This window comes from Metapseudomonas boanensis (genome assembly GCF_018704125.1).
Lineage (GTDB): Bacteria > Pseudomonadota > Gammaproteobacteria > Pseudomonadales > Pseudomonadaceae > Metapseudomonas > Metapseudomonas boanensis.
Map to the genome: position 1 here is coordinate 127,795 of NZ_JAGTIS010000010.1, position 25,467 is coordinate 153,261.

At 65.3% G+C, this 25,467-nt stretch carries 20 protein-coding genes; 2 read left to right on the forward strand and 18 right to left on the reverse strand.

Features of this window, described 5'->3' with window-relative positions; all coding sequences use genetic code 11:
• Positions 1-87: 87 nt before the first annotated feature.
• Together J7302_RS18120 and J7302_RS18125 are read right to left on the reverse strand one after the other, a co-directional pair.
• Positions 88-1,041, reverse strand: coding sequence for an alpha/beta fold hydrolase (locus J7302_RS18120; RefSeq protein ID WP_215377798.1), 954 nt, complete (start codon positions 1,039-1,041; stop codon positions 88-90).
• A 14-nt stretch (positions 1,042-1,055) separates the two neighbouring features.
• Positions 1,056-4,325 carry an acetyl-CoA carboxylase family protein gene (locus tag J7302_RS18125; RefSeq protein ID WP_349814463.1) on the reverse strand — a complete coding sequence of 1,090 codons (3,270 nt, stop codon included), beginning with the start codon at positions 4,323-4,325 and terminating at the stop codon, positions 1,056-1,058.
• 211 nt (positions 4,326-4,536) lie between these two features.
• Here J7302_RS18125 and J7302_RS18130 point away from each other — a divergent pair, with 211 nt between their 5' ends.
• Both J7302_RS18130 and J7302_RS18135 read left to right on the forward strand, forming a co-directional pair.
• Positions 4,537-5,409 (forward strand): phosphatase PAP2 family protein, encoded by an 873-nt coding sequence (locus J7302_RS18130; protein WP_215377800.1) that lies wholly within the window; start codon positions 4,537-4,539, stop codon positions 5,407-5,409.
• A gap of 99 nt (positions 5,410-5,508) precedes the next feature.
• Positions 5,509-6,513: an Ldh family oxidoreductase gene (locus J7302_RS18135; RefSeq protein ID WP_215377802.1), complete on the forward strand. Its 1,005-nt coding sequence runs from the start codon at positions 5,509-5,511 to the stop codon at positions 6,511-6,513.
• Between the two features lie 64 nt (positions 6,514-6,577).
• Here the strand turns inward: J7302_RS18135 and J7302_RS18140 are convergent, their stop codons facing one another.
• The 16 genes from J7302_RS18140 to J7302_RS18215 form a co-directional block, all read right to left on the reverse strand.
• Positions 6,578-7,876, reverse strand: a complete 1,299-nt coding sequence (locus tag J7302_RS18140) for an OmpP1/FadL family transporter (RefSeq protein ID WP_285899558.1) — start codon at positions 7,874-7,876, stop codon at positions 6,578-6,580.
• A gap of 80 nt (positions 7,877-7,956) precedes the next feature.
• Positions 7,957-10,311 (reverse strand): arylsulfatase, encoded by a 2,355-nt coding sequence (locus J7302_RS18145; protein ID WP_215377804.1) that lies wholly within the window; start codon positions 10,309-10,311, stop codon positions 7,957-7,959.
• 187 nt (positions 10,312-10,498) lie between these two features.
• Positions 10,499-12,568 carry a tetratricopeptide repeat protein gene (locus tag J7302_RS18150; RefSeq protein WP_251702134.1) on the reverse strand — a complete coding sequence of 690 codons (2,070 nt, stop codon included), beginning with the start codon at positions 12,566-12,568 and terminating at the stop codon, positions 10,499-10,501.
• 351 nt (positions 12,569-12,919) lie between these two features.
• Positions 12,920-13,576 carry a DUF3313 domain-containing protein gene (locus J7302_RS18155; RefSeq protein WP_215377808.1) on the reverse strand — a complete coding sequence of 219 codons (657 nt, stop codon included), beginning with the start codon at positions 13,574-13,576 and terminating at the stop codon, positions 12,920-12,922.
• Between the two features lie 263 nt (positions 13,577-13,839).
• A complete protein-coding gene (locus J7302_RS18160) occupies positions 13,840-15,423 on the reverse strand; it encodes an aldehyde dehydrogenase (NADP(+)) (RefSeq protein ID WP_215377810.1) in 1,584 nt (527 codons plus the stop codon).
• A gap of 219 nt (positions 15,424-15,642) precedes the next feature.
• On the reverse strand, positions 15,643-16,560 hold the full coding sequence (locus J7302_RS18165) for a dihydrodipicolinate synthase family protein (RefSeq protein WP_215377813.1): 918 nt from the start codon (positions 16,558-16,560) through the stop codon (positions 15,643-15,645).
• A 115-nt stretch (positions 16,561-16,675) separates the two neighbouring features.
• A complete protein-coding gene (locus J7302_RS18170; protein ID WP_215377815.1) occupies positions 16,676-17,725 on the reverse strand; it encodes a trans-3-hydroxy-L-proline dehydratase in 1,050 nt (349 codons plus the stop codon).
• Positions 17,726-17,818: 93 nt separating this feature from the next.
• Positions 17,819-18,541, reverse strand: coding sequence for an amino acid ABC transporter ATP-binding protein (locus J7302_RS18175; RefSeq protein WP_215377818.1), 723 nt, complete (start codon positions 18,539-18,541; stop codon positions 17,819-17,821).
• The gene (locus J7302_RS18180; protein WP_215377820.1) at positions 18,534-19,184 is read right to left on the reverse strand and encodes an amino acid ABC transporter permease; all 651 of its coding nucleotides are present in this window, start codon (positions 19,182-19,184) and stop codon (positions 18,534-18,536) included. Before J7302_RS18180 ends, J7302_RS18175 begins: the two co-directional genes overlap by 8 nt.
• Before the next feature lie 10 nt (positions 19,185-19,194).
• Positions 19,195-19,860, reverse strand: coding sequence for an amino acid ABC transporter permease (locus J7302_RS18185; RefSeq protein WP_215377822.1), 666 nt, complete (start codon positions 19,858-19,860; stop codon positions 19,195-19,197).
• 58 nt (positions 19,861-19,918) lie between these two features.
• Positions 19,919-20,740, reverse strand: coding sequence for an ABC transporter substrate-binding protein (locus J7302_RS18190; protein ID WP_215377824.1), 822 nt, complete (start codon positions 20,738-20,740; stop codon positions 19,919-19,921).
• A gap of 266 nt (positions 20,741-21,006) precedes the next feature.
• Positions 21,007-21,750: an AraC family transcriptional regulator gene (locus J7302_RS18195; protein WP_215377826.1), complete on the reverse strand. Its 744-nt coding sequence runs from the start codon at positions 21,748-21,750 to the stop codon at positions 21,007-21,009.
• A 132-nt stretch (positions 21,751-21,882) separates the two neighbouring features.
• A complete protein-coding gene (locus tag J7302_RS18200) occupies positions 21,883-23,130 on the reverse strand; it encodes an NAD(P)/FAD-dependent oxidoreductase (protein WP_215377828.1) in 1,248 nt (415 codons plus the stop codon).
• Complete coding sequence (locus J7302_RS18205; RefSeq protein WP_215377830.1) at positions 23,127-23,363, reverse strand: (2Fe-2S)-binding protein; 237 nt, start codon at positions 23,361-23,363, stop codon at positions 23,127-23,129. Before J7302_RS18205 ends, J7302_RS18200 begins: the two co-directional genes overlap by 4 nt.
• On the reverse strand, positions 23,360-24,478 hold the full coding sequence (locus J7302_RS18210; protein WP_215377832.1) for an NAD(P)/FAD-dependent oxidoreductase: 1,119 nt from the start codon (positions 24,476-24,478) through the stop codon (positions 23,360-23,362). Before J7302_RS18210 ends, J7302_RS18205 begins: the two co-directional genes overlap by 4 nt.
• Positions 24,475-25,419, reverse strand: coding sequence for a 4-hydroxyproline epimerase (locus J7302_RS18215; protein WP_215377835.1), 945 nt, complete (start codon positions 25,417-25,419; stop codon positions 24,475-24,477). Before J7302_RS18215 ends, J7302_RS18210 begins: the two co-directional genes overlap by 4 nt.
• Positions 25,420-25,467 lie beyond the last annotated feature (48 nt).

Sequence of the window (25,467 nt, forward strand, 5' to 3'; positions counted from 1 at the left end):
AGGAAAAAAAGATGCGGAAGTTTACCTGATGCACCCGGAACTGCCCAAACACCGTGTCAGCCTGTTCGCGCCGTAAGGGGTAATCGCCTACGCCGGATACTGTCGCGCGAGGAAGTCCAGCAGACGCTCATTGACCTGCGCAGGGCATTCGTTCTGGATCCAGTGGCCGCAATCGGGCAGCCGATGCTGCTCGAGGCGTGGCACCAGGTCAGCCATGCGCTTGAGCGTGTAGGCCTCCAGCCGGGCCACCGGGTCCAGGTCGCCAACCAGAAACAGCGCGGGCTGCTCGATCTGTCGACCGGCGAGGTGTTCCGTCTGCTGCCAGTTGCGGGTGAAGTTGCGGTACCAGTTGAGTGGTCCACGAAAACCGTGCTCGGCCAGAGCGCGGTGATAGATGGCGAACTCCTCGGCATCGCACCAGCCCGGCAGCGCTGGCGATTCGCTCAGGCCGTCCAGCAGGCGGGCGTCGGCGGGCTTGTCGCGCAGCATGGCGTCGCCCAGGTCGCTGAGCAGCAGGCGCAGGCTGCGGTCGAGGTCGGCGTCGAGCTCGGTTTCTGCCACGCCAGGTTCCTGGAAATAGAGGATGTAGTTGAAGCGGCCGGCATTCGCTTCACGCATGATTTCGATGGCGGGTCGTTTGGGGCGGCCGCCGAAGGGGACCGACATGGCGCCCATGGCCTTGATGCGTTGCGGCTCCAGCAGAGCCAGGTGCCAGGCGACCGGCGCCCCCCAGTCGTGACCGACCACACAGGCCTGGGCCTGGCCGAGGCTGTCCATGGCGGCCTGGATGTCCGCGCAGAGGGTCAGCAGGGCGTAGTCCTCGATCGCTTCCGGGGCGCTGCTCTGGCCATAGCCACGCATTTCTGGCACCAGGACGCGGTAGCCGGCCGCCGCCAGCGGTTCGATTTGCTGGTGCCAGGAGTACCAGCATTCGGGGAAACCGTGCAGCAGCCAGACTGGCTGCCCTTCGGTCGGGCCGGCCATATAGAGGCTGAGCGTCATGCCGTTGACGGCCAGCAGGCGGTGTTCGAGTGGGTGCATTGAAGGGCTCCGGGTTACCAGGTATCGACGAAGGGACGCTTCCTGCCGTCGCGCGGCGTGGACCGGGCGGCAGCATTGAGCCCGCGCAGCAACCAGGCGCGGGTTTCTGCCGGATCGATCACGGCGTCTATCTCCAGGAAGCTGGCCATGTTGATCGCCTTGCCGTTCTGGTAGGCCTTGGCGACCATCTTGTCGAACAGCTTCTGCCGCTCGGCGGAGTCTTCAACGGCCGCCAGTTCCTTGGCAAAGCCCAGGCGCACCGCGCCTTCCAGGCCCATGGCGCCGAACTCGCCACTGGGCCAGGCAATGGTGAACAGCGGCGAATGAAAGCTTCCCGCCGCCATGGCCTGGGCACCGAGGCCATAGCCCTTGCGCAGCACCACGGTAAAGAATGGCGCGCTGAGGCTGGCGGCGGCGACGAACATGCGCGACACATGGCGCACCGTGGCCTGCTTCTCGGATTCCGGGCCGACCATGAAGCCGGGGGTGTCGCACAGCGAAACCATGGGGATGTCGAAGGCATCGCACAGCTGCATGAAGCGCGCGGCCTTGTCGCCGGCCTGGGCGTCGATCGCGCCGCCGAGGTGGGTGGGGTTATTGGCGAGCAGGCCGAAGGGCTTGCCTTCGATGCGGATGAGTGCGGTGATCAGCCCCGGTGCGAAGGCGCGGCGAAGCTCCAGCACCGAATCCCGGTCGGCGAGGGTGTCGACCAGGGAGCGGATGTCGTAGACGCGCAGACGGTTTGCCGGGATGGCGTGGCGCAGCTGGCGCTGGTCGGCGCAGGCCCAGTCCTTGAGTGGCCCCTGGAAGTACGAGAGGTACTGCCGGGCCACGCGCACCGCTTCGGCCTCATCCTCCACCAGCACGTCGATCACCCCGTTGGGGCCCTGGATCGAGGTCGGGCCGACCTCTTCGGCCTTGAAGTTGCCGAGGCCGCCACCTTCGATCATGGCCGGGCCAGCCATGCCGATGCTGGCGTTGCGGGTAGCAATGATCACGTCGCAGCAACCCAGCAGTGCGGCGTTGCCGGCGAAGCAGCGGCCGGACACCACGCCGAGCAGCGGCACCAGGCCGGATAGCCGGGCCATGCCGACGAAGGTGTGGCAGTCCAGTCCGGCCACGCCGACGAAATCGGTATCGCCCGGTCGGCCACCGCCCCCTTCGGCGAACAGCACCAGCGGCAGGCGCCACTGCTCGGCGAGGCTGAGCATGCGGTCGGTTTTCTTGTGGTTCATCACCCCCTGGGTGCCGGCGAAGACGGTGTAGTCGTAGGCAATCGCCATGCAGCTCGCCGCCTCGGGACCGAACAGGTCGGCATTGACCGTACCCAGCCCGGCCACCAGGCCATCGGCCGGGCTTTGCTGGATCAGATCCTCCAGCGAGCGGCGGCGGCGCTGGGCGGCCAGGGCCAAGGCACCGTATTCGATGAAGCTGTCTGCATCGAGCAGGTCGTCAAGATTTTCGCGAGTGGTGCGCTGGCCGGTCTTGCGGCGCCTGGCCACAGCGTCCGGTCGGCGTTCGTCGTGGGTGATGGCCTGGCGCTCCAGCACTTCGGCCAGATCAGCACGGATGTGGTCGAGGTCGCGGCTTTCTTCGGTCGCGACGCTGGGGCCGTCCACCAAGGCGGGTTCGAGGAACAGCAGCGGTGCTCCCTCGAACAGGCTGGCACCTGGCGCGGCGGCCAGCGCGCGGACGATGCCGCTCTGGCCGGCTTTGACCACGAATTCCATCTTCATCGCCTCCAGCACGGCCACGTCCTGACCGGCGGCAACGCTGTCGCCGACCTGTACGTCGAGGCTGACCAGCACGCCCTGGCTCGGTGCGATCAGCGGCACGCAGCCGGGCGGTGCGTCGACCTGCTCCCGGCGGCTATCCACGGCGGTTCCACCGCTGAAGAACAGATGCGGATGGGCGGCCGGCTGCGCGGCCAGCAGTTCGCTGATGTGGCGTTCGATGAAGCGCGTGTCGAGGCGCTCGCTCGCCAGCTCGGGCCGGCGAAGCAGGTTCTGCAGGAAGTGGATGTTGCTGGCGACGCCTTCCAGGCGGAATTCGCAGAGTGCGCGGTAGGCGCGGCGCAGGGTTGTGGATAAGTCGTCACCCTGGACGATCGCCTTGGCCAGCAGCGAGTCGTAGCAGGGGCTGGTGGCATAGCCGGCGTAGCCGTAGCCATCGACGCGGATGCCTGGGCCGCTCGGCGGCTCATAGGCGCTGAGCACCCCGCCCGCCGGACGGGCGCTGCCGTCAGCCTGCATGCTTTCCAGATTGATCCGCAATTGCACGGCGAAGCCGCGCGGGGCCGCGGGGTCCAGCAGGCCGAGCTCGGCGAGGCTGGCGCCCGCGGCGAGGCGCAGCTGTGTCTGCACCAGATCGACGCCGGTTATGGCCTCGGTGATGGTGTGTTCCACCTGGACGCGTGGGTTGGCCTCCATGAACACGAAATCGTCACGTGCCGTATCGACGAGGAACTCGAAGGTGCCGATCCCGCGATACCCGGAGGCGCGGGCCAGGTTCAGGGCGGCGTCGAGGATGCGCTGGCGCAGTTCCGCATCGAGCAGCGGCGCGGGAGCGATCTCGATGACTTTCTGGTGGCGTCGCTGCAGGCTGCAATCACGCTCCCAGAGATGGCTGACCTGCTGGCCATCGCCGATGACCTGCACCTCGATGTGCCGGGCGTTTTCGATCAGGCGCTCGATGTAGAGGTCGCTGTTGCCGAAGGCAGTGCGGGCCTCGGACTGGCAACGCTGATAGGCCTGCTCCAGTTCGCCGGCCTCGCGTACTGCGCGCATGCCACGCCCGCCGCCGCCGGCCAGGGCCTTGAGCATGATCGGGCCGTTTTCCAAGTGGGCGCGAGCCTCTTCCAGACTGGTGGCGCGGTTGCTGCCGGCGGCCAAGGGCACGTCGTATCGAGCGGCCAGTTCGCGTGCGCGGGCCTTGTCGCCGAACAGTTCCAGCACCTCCGGCGAGGGGCCGACGAATAGGATGCCGGCCTGCTCGCAGTGCCGCGCGAACTCTGCATTCTCGCTGAGGAAACCATAGCCGGGGTGCACCGCATCGCAGCCATGGGCGCGGGCGATCTCCACCAGCTGCATCTTGTCCAAATAGGCCGAAGCACCGCTTCCGGCGAGCGGCACAGCAAAGTCGGCCTTGCGCACATGCAGTGAGGCCGCGTCGTCTTCGGCGAACACCGCCACGCTGCGGATGCCCAATTCGGCGGCGGCGCGGGCGATGCGGATGGCGATTTCGCCTCGGTTGGCAATCAACAGCGTACGGATGACAAGGCTCACGGCGGGCATTCCGGTGTGTTGGGATGGGGTCCATCTTAGGCAGCGGTCGGTGCTGGCGGCAGCCAACCGCAGCTCGACGAATACCCGGACCACATGGCGGCTGATGGACCTTGCCATCCGGTGATTCGAATTGTCCGAATCCGCCCTTGCTGGGTTGCCCCTGCGTGCAGTATCAGTGGCGGCCTTCGCCCTAGACGCTCAAGGACCGTCCATGAACGAGCTGTTGCACAACCTGGACTGGGTGCTGCCGCTGCGCAGCGATTGGCTGACCCCAACCATGCGCTTCTTCACCCTGCTGGGGTACGAGAAGTTCATCCTCTTCTTCCTGCCGCTGGGTTACTGGGCCTGGAACCGCACAGTGTTCCTGCGCCTGCTGGTGCTGGTGGCGATCACCGCGCTGGCCAATGCCTGGCTCAAGGACTTCTGGCAGGACCCGCGACCGGACGTCGCCCTGCGCATGGACCATGACGTGGGCGAGAGTTTCGGCCTGCCCAGCGGCCATGCGCAGATTGCCGTGGTGCTCTGGTGCTGGCTGGCCTACGAGGTACGTCGTGGCTGGTTCTGGTTGCTCAGCGCCGTGGTGGTGGCCGGGATCATCTTCAGTCGCCTGTACCTGGGCGCTCATGACATCGAGGACGTATTGGGCGGTGCGGCGCTCGGCATTACGACCCTCGGGGCTTTCGGCGCGCTGCATACCTGGAAGGGCTGGCGCGAAGCCCCAGCCTGGGTGCATCTGGCGCTGATCGTCGCGGTGGCAGCGCTCGCCTACGTCACCTGGTATGGCCTGCCACCGTCCTACGTGCCGCTGCTGGCGGGGCTGATGGTCGGTGTGCTCTACGGCTACCGCCATGTCCACTTTTCGGTGGAGGTAGCGGCCTGGCGTCGTTTGCTGGCGGCCGTTCTCGGTGCGCTGGCGTTCCTCGGCCTGCAATGGGCGCTCAAGCAGATCGGCGTGGCGCTTTCCTTCGAAGGCCAGGCTTGGCAGGGACTGCGTGGCCTGTTGATGGGGCTGTTCGTCGCCGCGCTGATGCCCTGGCTGCTGGTGCGGCTGGGCTTGCTGCGGGCTCAGTTGCAGGTGGCTTGAGGCGCTGTGCTGAAATCGGCATCGCCCGGGGGGAATGGGGTCAAGCGGATCTTGTCGTGAACCGCCACTGTGGCCGATGGCTACAGAGGAGAGACGCCAATGATCCAGATGACCCTCGACCAGGTACGCGAACTGGTGGAAACCATCCTGCGCCGGCATGGCTTCAGCGAGCCCCATGTGCTGGCCGTGGCCGGCACTATCCTGGCCGGTGAGCGCGATGGCTGCACCAGCCACGGGGTGTACCGGCTACCCGGCTGCGTCGCGACGCTGAAGGCAGGCAAGGTATCGCCCACAGCCGAGCCGGAGGTATTCGATTGCGCACCCTCGGTGGTGCGCGTAGATGCCCACGGAGCCTTTGCACAATGCGCTTACCTGGCCGGTCTGCCGCTGCTGGTGGAGAAGGCACGGCGCACCGGCATCGCGATCCTGGCAATCAACCGCTGCGTGCACTTCTCGGCACTCTGGCCAGAGGTGGAGCCGCTCACCGAGCAGGGCCTGGTGGCCCTGGCCTTCACACCCAGCCATGCCTGGGTGGCACCGGCGGGCGGCATCAGGCCGTTGTTTGGCACCAACCCCATCGCCTTCGGCTGGCCGCGGCCTGACAAGCCGCCATTCCTCTTCGACTTTGCCACCAGTGCCGCTGCCCGTGGGGAGATCGACCTGCATCGCCGCGCCGGCAAACCGATTCCGCTGGGTTGGGGCATCGACCAGGACGGTCAGCCCACCACCGACCCGCTCACCGCGCTCAACGGCGCCATGCTCACTTTCGGCGGGCACAAGGGCTCGGCTCTGGCTGCCATGGTCGAGTTGATCGCCGGGCCCATGATCGGTGACCTGACCAGTGCCGAATCATTGGCCTTCGACGAGGGCACCCGCTCGTCTCCCTATGGCGGCGAGCTGATCATCGCCATCGACCCGCGGCGCATCCTCGGTGCCGAAGCCGATCAGCATTTGCAGCGGGCAGAGGCGGTGTTCGAAGGCATGCTCGGGCAGGGCGCGCGGCTGCCATCGCAGCGGCGCTATGAGGCGCGGGCGCGCAGTGCAGTGGAGGGGGTGAGGATTCCCGAGGCGATGTATGCGGAGATTCAGGCGCTGCTGGCCTGACGACGTTGTTGGTGCCGCCGCACAAAGGCGGGCAGCGCCTTTGTGTGGCGGCGACTGTTGTCGCTCAGAAACGCCAGGTCATGCTGCCACTCAGGGCCTGAATCCAGGCGTCTTCGAACTCTCCGGAGACACGCTTCGGGTCGTTCGGCGGAAAAGCCTTTTCCTGGGTAATCGGCATGTCGCCCATCCACACCATCTCATAGCTCAGGTTGAAGGAGGTCTGCTTGTCCAGGGCATAAGTCACCCCGGTGCCCAGACGCCAGTTTTCGCTCATCGGTACCGTCAGGGTGCGGTTGTGGTCACTGACCGGCGAGCTGTCGTAGGCCGCGCCGAAGTTCAACAGCAATAGCGGGGTGGCCTGGTATTGGGTGCCTAGGGACAGGTGCCAGGTGTCGCGGTAGTTCGCATCCAGGGTGGTTTCGCGAGGATCGCCGGTATCCAGTTGCACACCGATTTCGCCGAAGGTCGACCAATCCTGCCAACCGACGCTGGCCAAGAGCGCCCAATCAGGATTCAGGGCATGGTAGAGGCTGACAGTCAGGGTCTGCGGAACCTGCATGTCGAGCTGGGTATTGGCGCCGAGTACACCACGATTGGCGAGCACGGTGGCAACGCCGCGGTCCAGGCCTTCAGGGTTAAGGCTGTCCTCGAAGTCGAGGTCGATTTCGCTGGTGTAGGTCACCCCGATGCGAGTACCCGGCTGCGGCTCATAGATTACCCCCAGGTTGACGCCGTAGCCCCAGTCATTGTCGCTGTATTCGAGCGAGCCATCGGGACGGTCGAGAATGTCAAAGGGGTTGTTGTCCACCGCCAGCATGCTGTCGATCATGCCGTACATGGCGCGCAGGCCGAGGCCGAACGACCAGTGATCATCGAGTCGATAGGCGAGGCTGGGCAATAACGTCATGCCGATCAGTTCGCCATCCTGCAGAAAATATCGGCCGGACCAGTCGTCGTCGTAGTCGATGTTGAGCCCGAAGTCGCCGTAGGTGGCGAAGCCGACGTACCAATGCTCGTCCAGTTGGTGGCTGACGAACAGGCTGCCGCCTGGGGCCCACTCCATGGCGTTGCCGCTGTCCCCGCCCGGGATGTTGCTGCCGGCATCCTGTGAAAACTCCAGGTTGCCGTGCAGCATCTGGGCGCCCGCTGTGATCTGTGTACCCGGCAGGTATATGAGGCCGGCGACATTGCTTGCCAGGGTGCTGGGACCTTGGGCGCGGGCGGCAGCGCCAGCATTGGCCAGGCCAACGTTGTCGGTGCCGATTTCATAAAGCATCAGGCCACCGGCCATGGCCGGCGATTGCAGCAGCAGGGCAAGGCTGCCGAGGGCACTGCGGATGGGCCACTTCGACGGGCTGGACATGGCGTTCTTCCTTGCAGGGTTCGGAGTAGAGCTGCCAGTACACCGCGGGTCGGGTGATGTGCCCGGCCCGCGAAGTTTGCCTAGTGCACCTGGACCGTGACCTTGTCGATTTGTCCGGTGAAGGCGGAACCACGTTCGGAGCCGATGGTCTCGACTACCGGTGTGCCCAGGTCGACCCCGATATCCGCCGTCTCATCCGCAGAGAACATGATCGGTTGCGTATGCTCGATTCGCCCCTCGGCCACCTTCTCATCGTTGATATAAAGGGTGCCCATCCCGCCTTTGCCCATTCCGCCACCGTCATAGGCGAAGTCGAAACGGATGACGGCCTTGCCAGAGGGCAGAGGTTTGCTGGCAGCAAGCGAATAGCGCTGCATGCCGAGGAAGTTGTAGTCATAGGCGGGCACGCCGTGCTTGACGTACAGCGACCAGCCACCGAAGCGCCCGCCCTGGGCGATGAGCGTGCCATTGACATTGTCTTGCGGTACGTCGACCTCGGCGATGATGGTCTTGGATTTGTTCTTCACATCGATGAAGACGTTCTCCATCATCCCCGTCATGCCTTCGCCCAGCACCAGCGAGGTTCGCCCTTCCATCAGGTCTGGCCGACCCACCGCCGAGGCGATGCCGCGCTCCAGCGACCGGTCGTCGATCGGCAGCACATGGTGCACCTCGGCTTCCTTGAGAAACACCGCTTGCAGTTCCTTGAGCTTGGCGGGTTGCTGGGCGGCCAGGTCCTTGGTCAGGCTGAAGTCGTTTTTCACGTCGTACAGTTCCCACGTATCGCTTTCCAGCGGGCCGCGCGGAGTTCTTTCCCAGGGCGCTCGGTGGATGGTGCGGGCGAACCAGCCATCGTGGTAGATGGCGCGGTTGCCGTTGATTTCGAAGTATTGCGTGGTGTGCCGTTCCTTCGCCTTGGAGTCATCGAAGCTGTACATCAGGCTGGTGCCTTCCATGGGAATCTGGGGGGTGCCATTGACCGACTTGGGTTCAGGTAATCCAGCCGCCTCGAGGATGGTCGGCGCCACGTCGATAACATGGCTGAATGGGGTGCGAATCTCGTTCTTCGCCTTGATGCCTTTCGGCCAGTGCACCACCATGCCGTTGCGCGTCCCGCCGAAGTCCGAGGCGACCTGTTTCATCCAGCCGAACGGGGCGTCCAGTGCCACTGCCCAGCCCGCCGCCATGTGGGGGTAGGTTTCGGGGCTGCCCCACTTGTCGATGACCTTCAGGAGGTCGGGCACCTCCTCGTGTACACCATTGAAGTAGGTGTATTCGTTGAACATGCCGTTTTCGCCACCCTCGCCGCTGGTGCCGTTGTCGCCGGCGATGTAGAAGACCAGCGTGTTATCGGCCTGGCCGGTCGCCTCGACAGCTTCCAGCATGCGGCCGATCTCGTGGTCGGTGAAGTCGAGGTAGGCGGCGAACACTTCGACCTGGTGGGCGAACAGACGCTGCTCGTCAGCGGAGAGCTTCTCCCAGTCCTTTATGGCGGCCGGTTTCGGCGCGAGCTGGGTACCCGGCGGAGCGATACCCATCTTGATCTGGCGGGCCAGCGTTTCCTCGCGCAGCTTGTCCCAGCCCATGTCGAACTTGCCCTTCCACTTGGCAATCCACTCCTTGGGAACATGGTGTGGGGCATGGGTGGCGCCCGGTGCGAAGTAGACAAAGAACGGCTTATCCGGCGTCAGGGCCTTCTGGTATTTGATCCAGGACACCGCCTTGTCCGTCATGTCCGTCATGAAGTGATAGCTGGGGTCATCCGGGAGCTCGACCTGTGTCACGCCGTCATAGAGATACGGCGCCCACTGGTTGGTTTCTCCACCGATGAAGCCATAGAACTTGTCAAAGCCCTGGTGCGTTGGCCAGCGGTCGAAGGGACCGGAAACGCTGGCTTCCCAGACGGCCGTCTCATGCCACTTGCCGAATGCAGCGGTGCTGTAGCCGTTCAGACGCAGCATTTCTGCAACCGGTGCCGTGGCATTCGGGATCTGTCCGGTGTTGCCCGGAAAGCCTGTTGCCATCTCGGTGATGAACCCCATGTTCACCGTGTGGTGGTTGCGGCCTGACTTCAGCGCCGCACGCGTTGGTGAGCAAAGCGCTGTGGTGTGGAAGTTGTTGTAGCGCAACCCGTTCTGCGCCAGGCGATCCAGCGTTGGGGTCGGTATCGGCCCGCCGAAGGTGCTGGTGGCGCCGAAGCCCAGATCGTCGACGAGGACGATGATTACGTTAGGTGCGCCTGCCGGCGCCTTGACCTGGACCTGCGGCGGGGCCTTGGCCTTGCGTACGTCCAGTTCGGTGTACAGCGGTCGTTTGGGTTCGGGGATGGGCAGGGTGGTACGGTCGAGCTTGTCATTGTCGGTCTGGGCAACAACCAAGGATGCAAAGAGCGCTGGGAGCAGGCCCAACAGTGCCACCGCCTGGCGAAGTTCCATTGCGATCACTCCTGTGGATAGCAGTAGGGTTGAACATGCGTACTTCGGACCCGGTACTGCCGATCCCCGCTCATCGGTTGAATCTAGACGAGATTTCTGCTGTTCACGCGATCGGACTTGATCTGGATCAAGTGCCAGTGATTTCCCTCGCAGGCGTCTGATGGTCTCCTGAGCGCCTGCAAGCCGCTCAACGCCTCGCCTGTTGGGCAAACGAGGGATCGCCAGGATTCAGCTGGCCAAGCTGCTCGACCAGTTCACGGGCTTGCTGCGACTGTCCCGCCTGCAGCAGGTAGTCGATCAGTGCCAGGCGCAGGCGGCGTTGCTCAGGGTGCGCTTCGACTTGCTGGTGCAGCAGGGCGATGGCTTCGGCAGGCTGGCCGGTGTCATGCAGTGCAATGGCCAGCACGTAGAGGTAGTCATGGTTGTCTGGCTGAAGCTGATGGGCCTTGCGCAGCGCTTCAAGCGCTTGTGTGTGCTGACCTTGGCGAACCAGGGTGAGGCCCAGGGCATGCGGGTAGCTCGCCTCTTTGGGGTAGCGTGCGCTGTTGTCCCGCAGCATCTGGAGTGCCTCGGTGCTCGCCCCTTGCTGTTCTCGCCACTGAGCAAGCAGCACGGTGGCCGGATGGAAGTGCGGGTCACGTTGCACAGCGGCACGTAATGTGGGCTCGACCTGTGCCGTGCGATTGCTCAGTTGATAAAGCATGGCCAGGTTGACGAGGGCCTCGGCCCGGTCACGCTGGCTCTCCTGGGCCTGCTCATACTCGGCAATCGCTGCAGGCCAACTGGCGAGGCCCTGGTGGAACTCGACGGGCAGCTGCACCAGTTGCCAGGCGGCTGCCAAACGTACTGCGCGCGTCGGGTCGCGCAACAGCACGGCCAGGGCCTGGGCTTGCAGTTGAGGACTGGCCAGGTCGGGAAGCACCTCGAGCGAGGCAATCCGCACCGCTGGTGCAGGGTGTTGCAGCAAGCGCAAGACTGCTTGCTGTGCCAGTGGCGAGGGGTAGGCGGGGAGCTCGGCTAGCAGCGTGGCCTTGCGGATGGCCGGCAAATCGGGTCGGGCCAGTTGCGTCAGAAGCGCCTCGCCGGCACCCGGCAGACCCTTGCGTGCCTTGTGCAGGGCCAGGGCATAGCCACCATCACGTGCACTGGCCTGGGGATACCAGGCCTTGAACTGTTCGACTACTTGCTCGGGTGCCTTGTCGCGGTGGCATCCCAGGCAGGCGTCCGTGTGCTGGAGTTCGAGCGCTTGCGCCGGGTTGGGCACGCTGAAACTGTGGTCATGGCGGAAGTCGTTGACCATGTAGAACTTGCCGGGCATGTGACAGCTGGTGCATTGCGCGCCGGTTGAACCTTGTGGGTGACCGTGATGTTCGGGCGAGTCGTAATCGGCGGCCTTGAGCCCGCCAACCTGGATTTCGGCGCGGATGACCGTGCCGCCAGGGTGATGGCACTGGCTGCAGACGCCGTTACCGCTGATACGCAATTGGCCGCTGTGGGGGTTGTGGCAATCCGAGCAGCGAACGCCGGCGGCATGCATGCGGCTCTGCACGAAGGAGCCGTACTCGAAGACTTCTTCCTTGATCTTGCCGTCGATTTCGTTGAGCACGGGGGACAGCGTGCTGGGGCGGTAGTCGTCGAGCAGCGTGTGCTTGTGCTGGTAACCATCATCCAGGGCGGCACGACGGCTGTGGCAGCGTGCGCAGGTTTGGACTTCACGCTGGTTACCAGCCTCCCTCAGGCTGACCTCGAAACCGTATCCGGCCGTGTTGGCAGGGGGCTCCTGCCGTGCCCATTGCAGGTGGTTGGAAGCGGGGCCGTGACAGGCCTGGCAACCGACTCCGAGGGCCTGCCAATGACTGTCAAACACCTGCTTGGCAGGATCGAAGCGACGCTGGTAGCCCGTGGTATGGCATTCGATGCACATGAAATTGGCATTCTGCTGCGCTCCGCTCCAGTGAAGCGGGTCGTGGTAGTCGATGCCTTGCTCCGGATACAGGTGGAACCAGGCTTTCTTCTCGACATCCCAGGCCGCGGGAAGGGCTTGCAGCCGGCCACCGGGGAGTTCGACCAGATACTGCTGCAGCGGCTCGAAGCCGAAGGTGTAGGCAACCTTGAAGTCAGCAGTCTTGCCGTCGGCCCCCGTGGTGTTTACCCAAAACTCGTCGCCCTTCTGCAGGAAGCTAATGCTGTCCACCTCGTTGCGCAGCGGCGGGGCGGTGAAGTCGCCTTGCACGGTCTGCGAAGAGGCGACCTGCATTGCCAGCCGATGGTGCGATTTTTGCCAGTCCTGAAACTGTGCGGTGTGGCAGCCCTGGCAACTGTTCTCTGCGACCCAGTGTGCGGGGGCAGGGGCGGCGGAGGGGGCGCGTATCACTGGCTGCGTCCACCACCAGGCCGCTGCCGCAACGCCCGCCAGAAGCAGCAGGCTGATGCTCAGCCATAGATTTTGCAGATTTCGGGACGGCGTCGGGGGCGTAGGACCTGGAGGTTGGCGCTTGGGCATTGAGGGGCCGCTCCTGGGGGCGAGCTACTGCTGCCACGTCCGACGATTCGAAAACAGTAGGAACCGCATGTCCGCCCTTTCGACCCGGACATGCGGTTGGTTGGCTCAGGGGTAGAGGCGAATGTCCTTTGCCATGTCGTTCACGATCGCCTTCAGGTCATCCAGGGTGACCTGCTGCTCGTCGTTGTCGAGCGTCTTGCCGAAGCCCTTGCGGACCACGCGGGCCATCGACATGCCGGTCGAGGCATCGATGAATTCGCCCTCCAGGTACAGCTCGGTATTCTGGTCACGGTGCCCGGTCGCTGTCATGGCTCCGGCGACGACCAGCGCAATCGGGATCACTTCATACGGCTTGAGGCCTTCGGTAGCGGTAGACACACCGGTAATGGCGCCCTTGAAGATCAGCGTGCCCGGCCCGCGGGTGGTGGTTAGTGGCAGCCGGCTCGCCAGCGCCTGGCTAATTTGCTCGTTGGTATATTGAAGGAGCGATGTCAGTGTTTCATTGCTGATCTGCTCGGTCGGCTTGGGCGGTGGGTAGAAATTGATCGGCTGGTAGATCAGGCCAGAGTAATTGCTCGGGTTGAAGTTCGGTGCCGTCCAGCGCAGCACGGTAGTGCCTGAACTTGTCTTGACCTCTTTCAGATCGTCGTAACTCGAAAGGAAGCCAGAATACTGCTCCTGGCTGGTTGTATGCGAAGTGCAGCCATTCAGGATCAAGGCTGCCGCCAGGGTTCCTCCCATTAGCCACTTGTTTGCGCGCATGCGGTAGTTCTCCGGGGAAAGGTGGTGAAACGATAGATCACTTACCCACTCCTGGCGTGGTGGCAGAAGCTATTTTTACTCGCCCAAAGTTTGCCTTGAATTGATGACCGGCATTGTCTTTTGCCGGTCGATGTCGCGTGCACCTGATTCCGGGTGTCGAAACGACGCGATGGTGTCGTTCCGCGGGAAAGCATGACGAAAGCAAAAAAAGCCCCGGCCTGAGCCAGGGCGAATCGGGATTGCCTGGGGCTTGCCGACACCACTCAGCCCAAGGCGTCCCGCGTGGTCACACCGTCCACCAGGCGGGCGATGCCCAGCGGATTGGCGTTCTTCAGGGCATCCGGCAGCAGCGCGTCCGGCAGGTTCTGGTAGCACACCGGGCGCAGGAAGCGGGCGATGGCCAGGCTGCCCACCGAGGTGCCACGGGCATCCGAGGTCGCCGGGTACGGGCCGCCGTGAACCATCGCATCGCAGACTTCCACCCCGGTCGGATAGCCGTTGAGCAGCAGGCGCCCGGCCTTCTGCTCCAGCAGCGGCAGCAGCGTGGCGGCCATCTCCAGGTCCCCCGACTCGGCGATCACGGTGGCGGTCAGCTGGCCGTGCAGGCCGCCGAGGGCTTGCTGCACTTGCACCAGATCGGCCACTTCCACCAGCACCGTGACCGGACCGAAGACTTCTTCCTGGAGCAGCTCATCGCCTTCCAGCAATAGCCCGACATCGGCCTGGAACAGCTGCGGCTGCGCCTGGTTACCCAGCTGCGGCTGGCCGGCCAGGTGGCGGATGCCAGGGTGGGCGTGCAGGCGGGTGAGACCGGCGATGTAGCTCTGCAGGGTGCCGGCGTTGAGCATGGTCTGCGCCGGCTGGTCGGCCATGCGCGCGGCGAACCGCTGGATAAAGGCGCTGAAGGCCGGCGAACGGAGACCAATGACCAGGCCGGGGTTGGTGCAGAACTGCCCGCAGCCGAGCACCACCGAGGCGGCCAGTTCCCCCGCTATCTGTTCGCCCCGCGCAGCGAGCGCCTCGGGCAGCAATATCACCGGGTTGATGCTGCTCATCTCGGCGAATACCGGGATCGGCTGCGGCCGCGCGGCGGCCATGTCGCAAAGGGCGCGGCCGCCTTTCAGCGAGCCGGTGAAGCCCACTGCCTGGATCGCCGGATGCTTGACCAGCCACTCACCGACGCCACCGCCGTAGAGCATGTTGAACACGCCGGCGGGCATGCCGGTCTGCTCCGCCGCGCGGAGGATGGCGTCGGCCACCCATTGCGAGGTGGCCATGTGACCGCTGTGGGCCTTGAACACCACCGGGCAGCCGGCGGCCAGTGCCGCAGCGGTGTCGCCGCCGGCGGTGGAGAAGGCCAGCGGGAAGTTGCTGGCACCGAACACGGCCACCGGGCCAAGGCCGAGTTGGCACTGACGCAGATCCGGGCGTGGCAGCGGCTGGCGCTGCGGCAGTGCGCGGTCGATGCGCGCGCCATGGAAGTCGCCGCGGCGCAGCACCTGGGCGAACAACCGCAGCTGGCCGCTGGTGCGGCCGCGCTCGCCCTGGATGCGCGCTGCCGGCAGTGCGGTTTCGCGGCAGACGGTGGCGATGAACGACTCGCCCAGGGCATCCAGTTCGGCGGCAATAGCGTCGAGGAACTCGGCACGGCGCAGCGCCGACAGCTGCCGGTAAGCCGGATAGGCCGCTTCGGCGGCGCGCGCGGCGGCGTCCACCTCGGCGGCGGTGGCCTGGTGGAAGGCGCCGGGCAGCGCCTCACCCGTCGTCGCGTCGAGGCTGTGCAGCCGCACCTCACCCTCGCCGCTGCGGGTGCCGCCGATGTAGTTGAAGCCGGATTGCGATGTCATGGTCATTCGTATCTCGGAGATGGCCCGTAGATCCTATGTTTTAGTGCAAGCCCGGATTCAATCCGGGCCGCAAGTCAGAGCGGCTTTTGTGTGGGGGCGAATTCATTCGCGAAGCAGGCCGAGGGTCTGCCCTGGAGGCTCCTGAGGGGCTGCTGCGCAGCCCTTTGCGAATGAATTCGCACCCACCAGGGAATCTGCCGCGTAATCACAGCGAGTGGCTTAGAGGCCGACGTCAGGCAGTTGCGGGCGGTTTGCCATGGCCTTGGCCATGATCGCCTCGACGTGGCGGCGGTCCTCGCCTTGCAGCGCCAGGCGCGGTGGGCGGGTGAGGGCGCTGCCGCGACCGGCGATCTCTTCGCAGAGCTTGATGCACTGGACCAGGTCGGGGCGGGCGTCGAGGTGCAGGATCGGCATCAGCCATTCGTAGATCGGCATGGCTTCGGCAAAGCGGCCGGCCTTGGCCAGGCGGAAGATGGTTTCGCCTTCCTTGGGGAACACGTTGGACATGCCGGAGATCCAGCCCTGGGCGCCGACGGCGATGCTCTCCAGCACCACGTCGTCGAGGCCGGCGAAGAGGATGAAGCGATCACCCACCTCGTTGCGCACGTCGATGAAGCGGCGGGTGTCGCCGGAGGAGTCCTTGAAGCAGACCACGTTCTCGCAGTCGGCCAGGGAGATCAGGATCTGCGGAGTGACGTCGTTCTTATAAATGGGCGGGTTGTTGTAGACCATCACCGGCAGGTCGGTGCTCTTGGCCACGGTGCGGAAGTGTTCGGCGGTTTCATGGGGCTTGGAGGAGTAGACCAGCGCCGGCATCACCATGATGCCGTCTACGCCGACCCGCTCCACTGCCTGGGCTACCTTGCAGGCGCCGGCGCTGGTGAATTCGGCGATCCCGCAGATTACCGGCACGCGGCCGCCTGAAGCGTCCTTGGCGACTTCGGTGACCGCCATCTTCTCTTCGATGGTCAGCGAGGTGTTCTCGCCGACGCTGCCGCACACTACCAGGCCGGACACGCCGTCGCGCACCAGGTTGGAAATGACCTTGTGGGTTTCCTCCAGGTTCACGGAGAAATCGCTGTTGAATTGGGTGGTGACCGCGGGGAACACACCGCTCCAGTTGACGCTCTTGCTCATGGGGTAACTCCATCTTGGGGCTTTGAGTGGGCGAAGCCTGCCCGCCAATCCGGCACTGTGGGACTGGCTGCTTGGGCGCACTGGATTCGCTCGGGTTATCGGGATTGCGGAGGCATCAGCTCATGGCGCTACCCTCCGGCTCCTTTGGCCAGGTATCGGACAGCCGATAGCCGCCTGGCCAGGGATCGCTGGGGTCGAGCAGATGCTGGTGGGTGCCGGTGATCCACGCGCGGCCGCTGATGCTGGGGATGATCGCCGGGTGCCCGGCGACCTCCGTCAGCGCCTCGATCCGGCAATGGAACTGCGAGCCGATGATGGACCGGCCAACGAAGGCTTCGCCCAGCTCCAGCTGGCCCTTGGCGTGCAGCACGGCCATGCGCGCGGAGCAGCCGGTGCCGCAGGGCGAGCGGTCGATCTTGCCAGGGCGGATCACCACGGCGTTGGCCGCGCCTGCGGTGCCTCTTTCTCGGCTGACGGGGGCAGCGATCTGGCAGAAGGAGATGTGGTCCCAGTCCGGGTTAAGCGGGTGGACGAAACCCAGTTGCTCATTGGCTGCGCGGGTGATTCTCAGGCCTGCTGCAGCCAGGTCTGCAGCTTCGTCGGCCGTCAGGGCAAAGCCCAGCCGCTGGGCGTCGGCGATAACGAAACTGTCGCCGCCGTAAGCGGTGTCCACCTGCAGCGAGCCGAGTCCTTCCACTTCGATCCAGGCGTCCAGCTTGTCGGCGAATGAAGGCACGTTGCGCACGGTGACGCGTTCGGCCTTGCCATCGCGGCAATCGGCGGTGACTTCGATGAGCCCACCCGGCGCCTCCAGCACCAGATGAGTTTGCGGTTCGGTCATCGGCAGGATGCCGCTGTCCAGCAGCACGGTGGAGACGCACAGCGAGTTGGAGCCGGACATGGGCGGCGTGTCCGCCGGCTCCATGATGATCCAGGCCATCTGCGCCCGTGGGTCCTTGGCTGGCACCAGCAGGTTGACGTGGCGGAACACGCCGCCGCGCGGCTCGTTGAGGACGAAGTTACGCAGGGTTTCGTCGCGGGCGATCCAGCGCGACTGTTCCCAGAGGGTGGTGCCGGGTGGTGGTGCGACACCGCCGACGATCACGTCGCCGACTTCGCCTTCGGCATGGCAGCTGACGACGTGGATGAGCTTGCTTGAGCGCATGGGTGGCTCCTGTTTGGTGGGTGCGCGGGTGAAGAACCTCCCTCACCCCCGGCCCCTCTCCCGAGGGGAGAGGGCCGGGGTGAGGGCGATAGTTCACAGCACCGATTTCAGAAATTCGGCGGTTTCCGGGCGTTGTGGTTGGCCGATGACCTGGTCCGGTGAGCCGATCTCGTGGATGTGGCCATTGCGGAAGAAGGCCACGCGATCCGATACGTCGCGGGCGAAGCGGATCTCGTGGGTGACCAGCACCATGGTCATGCCCTCGCTGGCGAGCATGCGCATGGTGTCCAGCACCTCGCCTACCAGCTGCGGGTCCAGCGCCGAGGTGGCCTCATCGAACAGCATGTAATCCGGCGACATGGCCAGTGCGCGGGCAATCGCCATGCGCTGCTGCTGGCCGCCGGAGAGTTTGTTGGGGAACACCTTGAGCTTGTCGCCGAGGCCCACATGGGTGAGCTGGCGCACGGCGATTTCCTCGGCTTCCTGGCGGCTTTTGCCGAGCACCTTGCGCGGCGCCAGCATCACGTTCTCCAGCACGGTCAGGTGGGGGAAGGCGTTCCACTGCTGGAAGACGATGCCGATCTTCTGCCGCAGTTTGTTCAGGTCGGTGCCGGCGGCGTGGACCTCGGTACCGTCGACGCGGATCTGCCCGCCCTGGATCGGCTCCAGGCCGTTGATGCACATCAGCAGGGTCGACTTCCCGGAACCGGAGCCACCGATGATCGAAACCACCTCGCCCTTGTTCACGGTCAGGCTGACGCCCTTGACCACATCGAGCGAGCCGAAGGATTTGTGCACGTTGTCGATCTCAATCATTTTCCTGCCACCTTTTTTCCAGCTGGGCGCCCAGGCGGGCGATCACCAGGCTCATGACGAAGTAGATGAGGCCGGCGATGCCGAGCACGAACAGGGGCTCCTGCAGCCGGGTGACGATGGTTTGCGAGGCGCGCAGCAGCTCTACGATGCCGATCCAGAGCACCAGCGAGGTGTCCTTCATGACCGCCAGGGTCAGGTTGATCCAGCCGGGGAAGGCGACCCGCGTGGCCATGGGCAGGACGATGTGCAGCAGGTCCTGGGAGTGGCTCATGCCCAGCGAGCGAGCGGCGCGGCGGGTGGCCTGCGGTACCGCCAGCACGCCGCCGCGGACAATCTCCGCGCAGTAGGCGGTGGCGTAGGTGCCAAGCACCACGCAGGCCACGGTGAAGGCCGTCCAGTCCAGCTCGATGATGGTCTTGAAGGCATTGAGCAGGACGAACTGGATCAGCAGCGGCACGCTGCGGAACACGTCCAGGACCCAGGCCAGTGGCAGGCTGGCGCGTGGCATCAAAGCGCGCAGCAGGCCACAGATCACGCCCAGCACGGTGCCGATGAGCATGGCCCAGGCGGTCAGCGTGAGGGTGGTCCAGGCGCCCTGGAGGAGGAACTGCATGTCGTTCCAGGTGAAGCTCGATGTGTACATGCCGGACTCCTCAGTAGCGGAACAGGCGCCAGGCCATCAGCCGCGCCCCGAGGACGATCAGCTTGGCAAGGGCGAAGTAGAGGACGGCGGCCAGGGCGAAGTACTCGAACGTGCGGAAGGTCTTCACGTTCAGCGCCTGGACCACCCCGGTGAGGTCGTTGGTCAGGCCTACCACCACACCCAGCGAAGTCATCAGCAGGGCCCAGACCATCTGATTGGTCAGTGGGTAGAACACCACGCGCAACAGCTGCGGGATCACGATCAGCCGGTAGGCCTGGAAGGCGCTCATGCCCAGCGAACGGGCCGCCCGCAGTTGTGTGTGGGGCACGGCATTGAGCCCGCCGCGGAAGGTCTCGGCCAGGTAGCCGGCGTTGTTGAAGGTGATCCCCGCCAGCAGGGCGACCCAGGAGCCCATGTGCAGGCCGAAAGCGCCTAATCCGAAGTACAGGATGTAGACCTGGAACAGCGCCGGGGTATTGCGTGCAATGGAGACCCAGCCCAAGGCGATTGCCTTGGCCGGGCGGCTGCCCGATTGCTGGCCGAGGGCGAGGCCTATGGCGATGGCGGTGCCGAGCAGCATCGACAGCACGGCGATCTCCAGGGTCACCACGGCACCGTCGAGCATGTCCGGCAGGGCCATGAAGGCGGACCGCCAATGGAAGGTGTAATCGAACATCCGAAACTCCTCTGCGCGGCCGGGCCGAAGGCGTACCCCCGGCGCCGGCCCCTCGGGTTTAGCGATACACCCCGTTGGCGGTCAGTTCCGGCGCATCGCCGCCGACCCACTGGGTGAAGAGTTCCTGGTAGCGGCCAGAGCGCACCTGATGGTTGACGAACAGGTTGAGGTAGTTGAGCAGGCCGAACTCGTTGCGCTTGGCACCCAGGGAGACGTAGTCGATGTCGTAGGGCGCAGTGCCGGCAATGGTCAGGCCCTTGTACTTGCCGGACTTGATCAGCGACGAGGCGACAGTGGAGGTGACGGTGGTGGCGTCGATCTGCCCCTGGCTCAGGGCTAGCACGGCGTCAGCCAGCGACTGGTAGGCGTGGAAGGCGCCCTTGGCATCGCCCCACTGCTTGACGTCCTTCTCCAGGGCGATGGCCTCGTAGGTTCCGGCGGGGCCACCCACGGAGCGGCCCTTGAGGTCGTCGTAGCCCTTGATGCCGGCGTTGTCACGGGTCAGCACGACCATTTGAAAGGCGAAGTAGGGGATCGTCAGGCCGACCGTCTTGGCGCGCTCCAGGGTGTCGGAAGTGGAGGCGACGATCACGTCGGCACGGCCGGAGACCAGCGCGGGAATGCGGTCGGGGAAAGGCGTTTCGACCACTTCGGCCTCAACCCCAAGGGTCTTCGCCAGGTCCTTGCAGTAGTCGACGTCGAAGCCTGCCGGGGCGTTCTGCTCGTCACGGAAACCCATCGGTGGAAAATCGAGGGTGACCGCGCAGCGCAGCTTTCCAGATTCGATGATGTCGTCGAGTTTGTCGGCCTGGGCGTTGTACGCCAGGGTCGAGCCAAGTACAGCGCTGAGGGTCAGGGCAAGGGCTTTATTGTTCTTCATCGTGGGCCTCGTGAGTGATGGGCGAAGGTGCTTCCGATTGCTGGCCAGGGGGTCGTTTTCTCCTGGCTGGGGTTTTGCGACTGAGCTCCTGGTGTGGATTCGATGGCTCAAGATTCGCGCCGGAAGGGCCTGTGCGGCTTGATGTATTTCATTCGGGCCCATGACGAAATCGGCACAGCGGCGTTTGCGGCAAGCGAGCGCGAGCGCGCACGGCGCGCAGGGCGACCGTGCGAAGGGAAGTTGGTGGGGAGGAGGGGCTAGCCGCGTTAGCGGCAGCTGTCGCGATACTGGCTGGGGGACAGGCCGGTGAGGGCCTTGAACTGGCGGCTGAAGGCGCTGTGGTCGGTGTAGCCGCAGTTCAGCGCGATGTCGGTGATCGGCATATCGCTGGCCAGCAATTGCGAGGCCGCACCCAGGCGTGCCTTGTGGATCATCTGCCGCGGGGTGAGCTGGAAGATGCGCTTGCAGTGGCGCTCCAGCTGCGCCACGGAGAGCCCGGCGATGACGGTCAGCTCGCCGAGGCTGATGGGCTGCGCATAGTGCTCGCGGATATGGGCATCCACCGCAGCCAGCTTCTGATACGCGGGGTGACTGGATTGCGGCGCCTGCAGGTCATAGGAAATACCCGCCATGCCGATCACCTGCTGGAACTGGTCGCGCAGCGCCAGCTTGTGGGTCAGACACCAACCGGGTTGACGGCCGGGGTAAAGGTGTAGCTCCAGTTGGTCGCTGAGGGGCTCGCCACCTCCCAGCACGCGGCGGTCCTGCTCGGTGTAATGCGGGCCGAAGCGCGTGGGGAAAACATCTTCGGCCGTGCGCCCGAGCAGGGCGTCCTTGCTCTTCAGGCCACAGCGCCGGGCCAGCGTCTGGTTGACCAGCACATAACGTGCCTGCGGGTCCTTGATGAAGAACACCACATCGGGCATGGCGTCCAGCAGCGGCGCGATCTGCTCCAGGCTGTCGAGCAGCGTGGGCAGGTCGCGGGTGCGGGGCAGGTGTTCGAGTTTCATGGCGCAACGTGCCTCTATTGGTGGCTCCATCCTACAGGTCGGTTCGTAGGGTGGATGGCGCTATTTACATCCACCTCCAAGCGTCCGCCAAGTCGCGAGGGTGGGTCGGTAAAGCGTTCCCCACCCTACAGGTCAGGTTTCTTCCTGTTCCAGCAAGAGCAGTGTTTCGATCCTCGTCGGCGCCAGCGGTGGGCGGGGTGCGGGTGGCGTCCAGCCAAACAGGAACTGGCTGGCGGTGCCGCACACGCGGCCCTGGCAGGCGCCCATGCCGCAGCGGCTGTGCAGCTTGGCGTCGGTCCAGTCGCGCCGGTTGGCCAGGTCGGCGTAGGGCACGTCTTCGCAACGGCACACCAGCGTATCCGCCTGCGCCAGGTTCTTGAGTTTTGGGTCGAGCTCGAAGCTTTGCGCCAGGGCGTCGGCAAACGCCTGCCAGCGGCGGCGCCTGGGCCAGAGTGCGCGGGCTTTATCCCGTCTGCCTACTGCCGCGTGGCCGGCGATGGCGCCTTCGACCATGGCCAGTTCGCTGCCGCCAAAGCCGGTGCATTCACCTGCGGCGTAGTGGTCGTCCAGGCTGCACGCCTGCCAGTCGTTCACGGCGATGGCCTGCTTCTCGATGCGACAACCCAGGGCCTGGCCAAGCTGGATGTTGGGGATCAGGCCGAAACCGCAGGCGAGGCGATCGCAGGGGACTTCCACTATCCCACTGCCCTGTTGCAGGCGCACCGCTTCCAGGCGGTCGCTGCCCAAGGCAGCAAGCACATGGCTGGATGCGCGGTAGCGGGCATCGAACAGGCCGATCGCCTGCGCGACTTTGCCTGGCCAGCGCGGCAGGCGAGCGGCGAAGCCAGCCAGGGCCGACAGCGGCGCCTGTTCGGCGACGCGTAGCACATTGGCGCCAGCGGCGCGGGCCGTGGCTGCGCTGGCCAACAGCAAGGGGCCGCTGCCGGCTACCACGATGCGCTCACCAGCCACCGGCAGACCACCCTTGATCAGTGCTTGCAGGCCACCGGCACCGGTGACGCCGGGCAACGTCCAGCCGGGGAAGGGCAGCAGCAGTTCGCGGGCGCCGGTGCAGAGGATGAGTTTGTCGTAGCCCATCAACCCGCCGCGCTCGGCGTCTTCGAGCAGAAGCCGTCTGGGCCCGGCAACGGCGACCACGCGCGTACCGCTGAGTACCTGGATGTTGCGCTCCTCCGCGAGGGCCCGACGCAAGCGCCTGGCCTTTTCGGACAAGCGCGCCTGCGGCCCATCGCGCCAGATTTGTCCGCCAGGCACCGGGTTGTCGTCAAGCACGGCAATGCTTGCGCCGCTGGGGGCGGCAGCCAGGGCTGCGGCCATGCCAGCGGGGCCAGCACCGATGATGAGGACGTCTACCTTCATGCTTGAGTCTCCACCTGCATGCCTTCGCGGCACAGGGTCTGGCAGGCAAGGCGGCGTTGGCCGTCGATGGTCACTCGGCATTCCTGGCAGATGCCCATGCCGCAAAGGGGTGCACGGCGCTGGCCGCTCACCGAAGTGCGGCTGGTGCCGTCGCCACCCCGCGCGAGGGCTGCGGCTACTGTGGTGCCGGTCGCCACCTGCAGGCTGCGGCCGTTCAAACAGAGTTCGATCATCCTTCTGCTCCAACGGCGTGGGCGGTGGTGAAGCGCCCCGGACGATAAGCGGCGCCGGACAGCGGCAGACTTTCGCCGAACAACTCGGCAGCCAGTAGCCGTGCGGTTCCCGGTGCGGTGGTCACGCCAAGGCCCTCGTGGCCGACGGCGAGCCACAGGCCCGGTTGTTCGGGGTGCTGGCCGATGATGGGCAGGCCATCTGGCGTGGTGGCGCGAAAGCCGGTCCAGCAGCGGATCGCGTTGAGGTCGCCGAGCCCGGGGAGGTATTGCCGGGCCCTGGCCAGCATGCGCGCGAGCACGGGGCCTTCGACGTGCGGATCGAGCGTGTCGAACTGGCGCGACGACCCCAGCAGGATCTGCCCTGTAGGGCGCGGCTGTGCGTTGAAGGCCACCGAGGTACCGGTGCTGGCGTGGGCACTGCTGGCATAACCCAACTCGACCAGTTGGTGATGAATCTGGCCGGGGTAGCGGTCGGTGATCAGCAGGTGACCCTTCTTCGGCTCGATCGGCAGTTCCGGACAAAGCTCCGGCGCCTGGATGCCGTTGGCCAGGATCACCGCACCAGCGTCGAGGCGGCGACCGTCTTCGAGCTGGACATGGGTGCCACTGACGGCAGTGACCCGCGCGTGCTCAAGGGTGATGGCGCTGCCACCTTGGTGCAGCAGCCACCGCGCGGCATTGGGCGCGTAGAGAATGCCGTCGCCGCTCACGCACAGGGCACCCTTGAGGCTGGGTGCCAGGTGTGGCTCCAGAGCCTGGAGCTGACGCGCACCCATCAGCTCGCAGGCGATGCCGTGCTTGCCGAGCGTGTCAGCCTTGCGTGCCGCTTCGTGCAACTCCTCTTCGTTGGCAGCGAGCCACAGGGTGCCGCAGTTACGGTACGCGCAGGCGTCGTCCAGCTGATCTGCCCATTGCCGCCAGAGATCCAGTGAATAACGGCTGAGGGCCAGTTCTGCCGGATTGTCATCCAGGGTTACCAGGTGACCCATCCCGGCTCCGGTGGCGCCAGCCTGACCGCTGTCCAGCACCCGCACGCTCAGGCCGCGCTTGGAAAGCTCATGGGCACAGGCGCTGCCGATGATGCCGGCGCCGATGACAATGACGTCAGCTGTCACAGGCGGATGCCCCAGGCGAACGGATCGTGTTCCTCCAGCAGCAAGGTGGCCTCCGCGCTGATATGGGCACGGCCGCGAATGGTGGGGATGATGCGGTCTTCGTGGCCATCGTCCTGCCACTCGAAGCGGCCCTCGAACTGGCTGCCGATCACGCTGGCCTGGCGCCAGGCCTCGCCCGCATGCAGCTTGCCGTCGGCGGCCAGACAGGCCAGCTTGGCGCTGGTGCCGGTGCCGCAGGGCGAACGGTCGTAGGCTTTGCCGGGGCAGAGCACGAAGTTGCGGCTATCGGCCTCGTGATCTTCCGTGAACAGCTCGATATGGTCGATCTCGCCGCCGTCCTCGCCCCGTATGCCCTGGGCCTCCAGGGCCTGGCGCACGGCCCAGGTATAAGTGGTGAGGGCGTCGAGGTTGTCGCCAGCGACACGTTGGTCGTGATTGGCGATCAGGAAGAACCAGTTGCCGCCCCAGGCGATGTCGCCGGCGACCTGGCCGATGCCTGGAACCTCCAGGCTGACGTCCTTGCGGTAACGGTAGGCCGGTACGTTGCGCACGCTGACCGAGCGGTCCTCGTGCAAGGTCGCTTCGACGGTTCCGACCGGGGTTTCGATGCGGTGCACGCCCGGTTGGATGCGTCCCAGATGTGCCAGCGAAGCGACCAGACCGATGGTGCCGTGGCCGCACATGCCGAGGTAGCCGGTGTTGTTGAAAAAGATGACTCCAGCACAGGCCTGCGGGTCTTGCGGCTCGCAGAGCAGGGCGCCGACCAGCACGTCGCTGCCGCGGGGTTCGAGTACGATGGCGGCGCGCCAGTCGTCGAACTTCTCGGCGAGGACTCGTCGGCGTTCGGCCATGCTGCCTTGGCCCAGGCTCGGGAAACCCTCGATCACCAGGCGGGTTGGTTCGCCGCCGGTGTGCGAATCGATGACGCGGATGCTCTTCATGGAGGCCTGCCCCTGCTGTGGAAATTTCCCAGCAAGGGTGGCGCTGCG

Excerpts from the sequence above, each read along its gene's own strand:
- J7302_RS18120 (WP_215377798.1), bottom strand. The coding sequence starts at position 1,041 with ATGCACCCACTCGAACACCGCCTGCTGGCCGTCAACGGCATGACGCTC.
- J7302_RS18130 (WP_215377800.1), top strand. The coding sequence starts at position 4,537 with ATGAACGAGCTGTTGCACAACCTGGACTGGGTGCTGCCGCTGCGCAGC.
- J7302_RS18135 (WP_215377802.1), top strand. The coding sequence starts at position 5,509 with ATGATCCAGATGACCCTCGACCAGGTACGCGAACTGGTGGAAACCATC.
- J7302_RS18140 (WP_285899558.1), bottom strand. The coding sequence starts at position 7,876 with ATGTCCAGCCCGTCGAAGTGGCCCATCCGCAGTGCCCTCGGCAGCCTT.
- J7302_RS18145 (WP_215377804.1), bottom strand. The coding sequence starts at position 10,311 with ATGGAACTTCGCCAGGCGGTGGCACTGTTGGGCCTGCTCCCAGCGCTC.
- J7302_RS18150 (WP_251702134.1), bottom strand. The coding sequence starts at position 12,568 with ATGCAGGTCGCCTCTTCGCAGACCGTGCAAGGCGACTTCACCGCCCCG.
- J7302_RS18155 (WP_215377808.1), bottom strand. The coding sequence starts at position 13,576 with ATGCGCGCAAACAAGTGGCTAATGGGAGGAACCCTGGCGGCAGCCTTG.
- J7302_RS18160 (WP_215377810.1), bottom strand. The coding sequence starts at position 15,423 with ATGACATCGCAATCCGGCTTCAACTACATCGGCGGCACCCGCAGCGGC.
- J7302_RS18165 (WP_215377813.1), bottom strand. The coding sequence starts at position 16,560 with ATGAGCAAGAGCGTCAACTGGAGCGGTGTGTTCCCCGCGGTCACCACC.
- J7302_RS18170 (WP_215377815.1), bottom strand. The coding sequence starts at position 17,725 with ATGCGCTCAAGCAAGCTCATCCACGTCGTCAGCTGCCATGCCGAAGGC.
- J7302_RS18175 (WP_215377818.1), bottom strand. The coding sequence starts at position 18,541 with ATGATTGAGATCGACAACGTGCACAAATCCTTCGGCTCGCTCGATGTG.
- J7302_RS18180 (WP_215377820.1), bottom strand. The coding sequence starts at position 19,184 with ATGTACACATCGAGCTTCACCTGGAACGACATGCAGTTCCTCCTCCAG.
- J7302_RS18185 (WP_215377822.1), bottom strand. The coding sequence starts at position 19,860 with ATGTTCGATTACACCTTCCATTGGCGGTCCGCCTTCATGGCCCTGCCG.
- J7302_RS18190 (WP_215377824.1), bottom strand. The coding sequence starts at position 20,740 with ATGAAGAACAATAAAGCCCTTGCCCTGACCCTCAGCGCTGTACTTGGC.
- J7302_RS18195 (WP_215377826.1), bottom strand. The coding sequence starts at position 21,750 with ATGAAACTCGAACACCTGCCCCGCACCCGCGACCTGCCCACGCTGCTC.
- J7302_RS18200 (WP_215377828.1), bottom strand. The coding sequence starts at position 23,130 with ATGAAGGTAGACGTCCTCATCATCGGTGCTGGCCCCGCTGGCATGGCC.
- J7302_RS18205 (WP_215377830.1), bottom strand. The coding sequence starts at position 23,363 with ATGATCGAACTCTGTTTGAACGGCCGCAGCCTGCAGGTGGCGACCGGC.
- J7302_RS18215 (WP_215377835.1), bottom strand. The coding sequence starts at position 25,419 with ATGAAGAGCATCCGCGTCATCGATTCGCACACCGGCGGCGAACCAACC.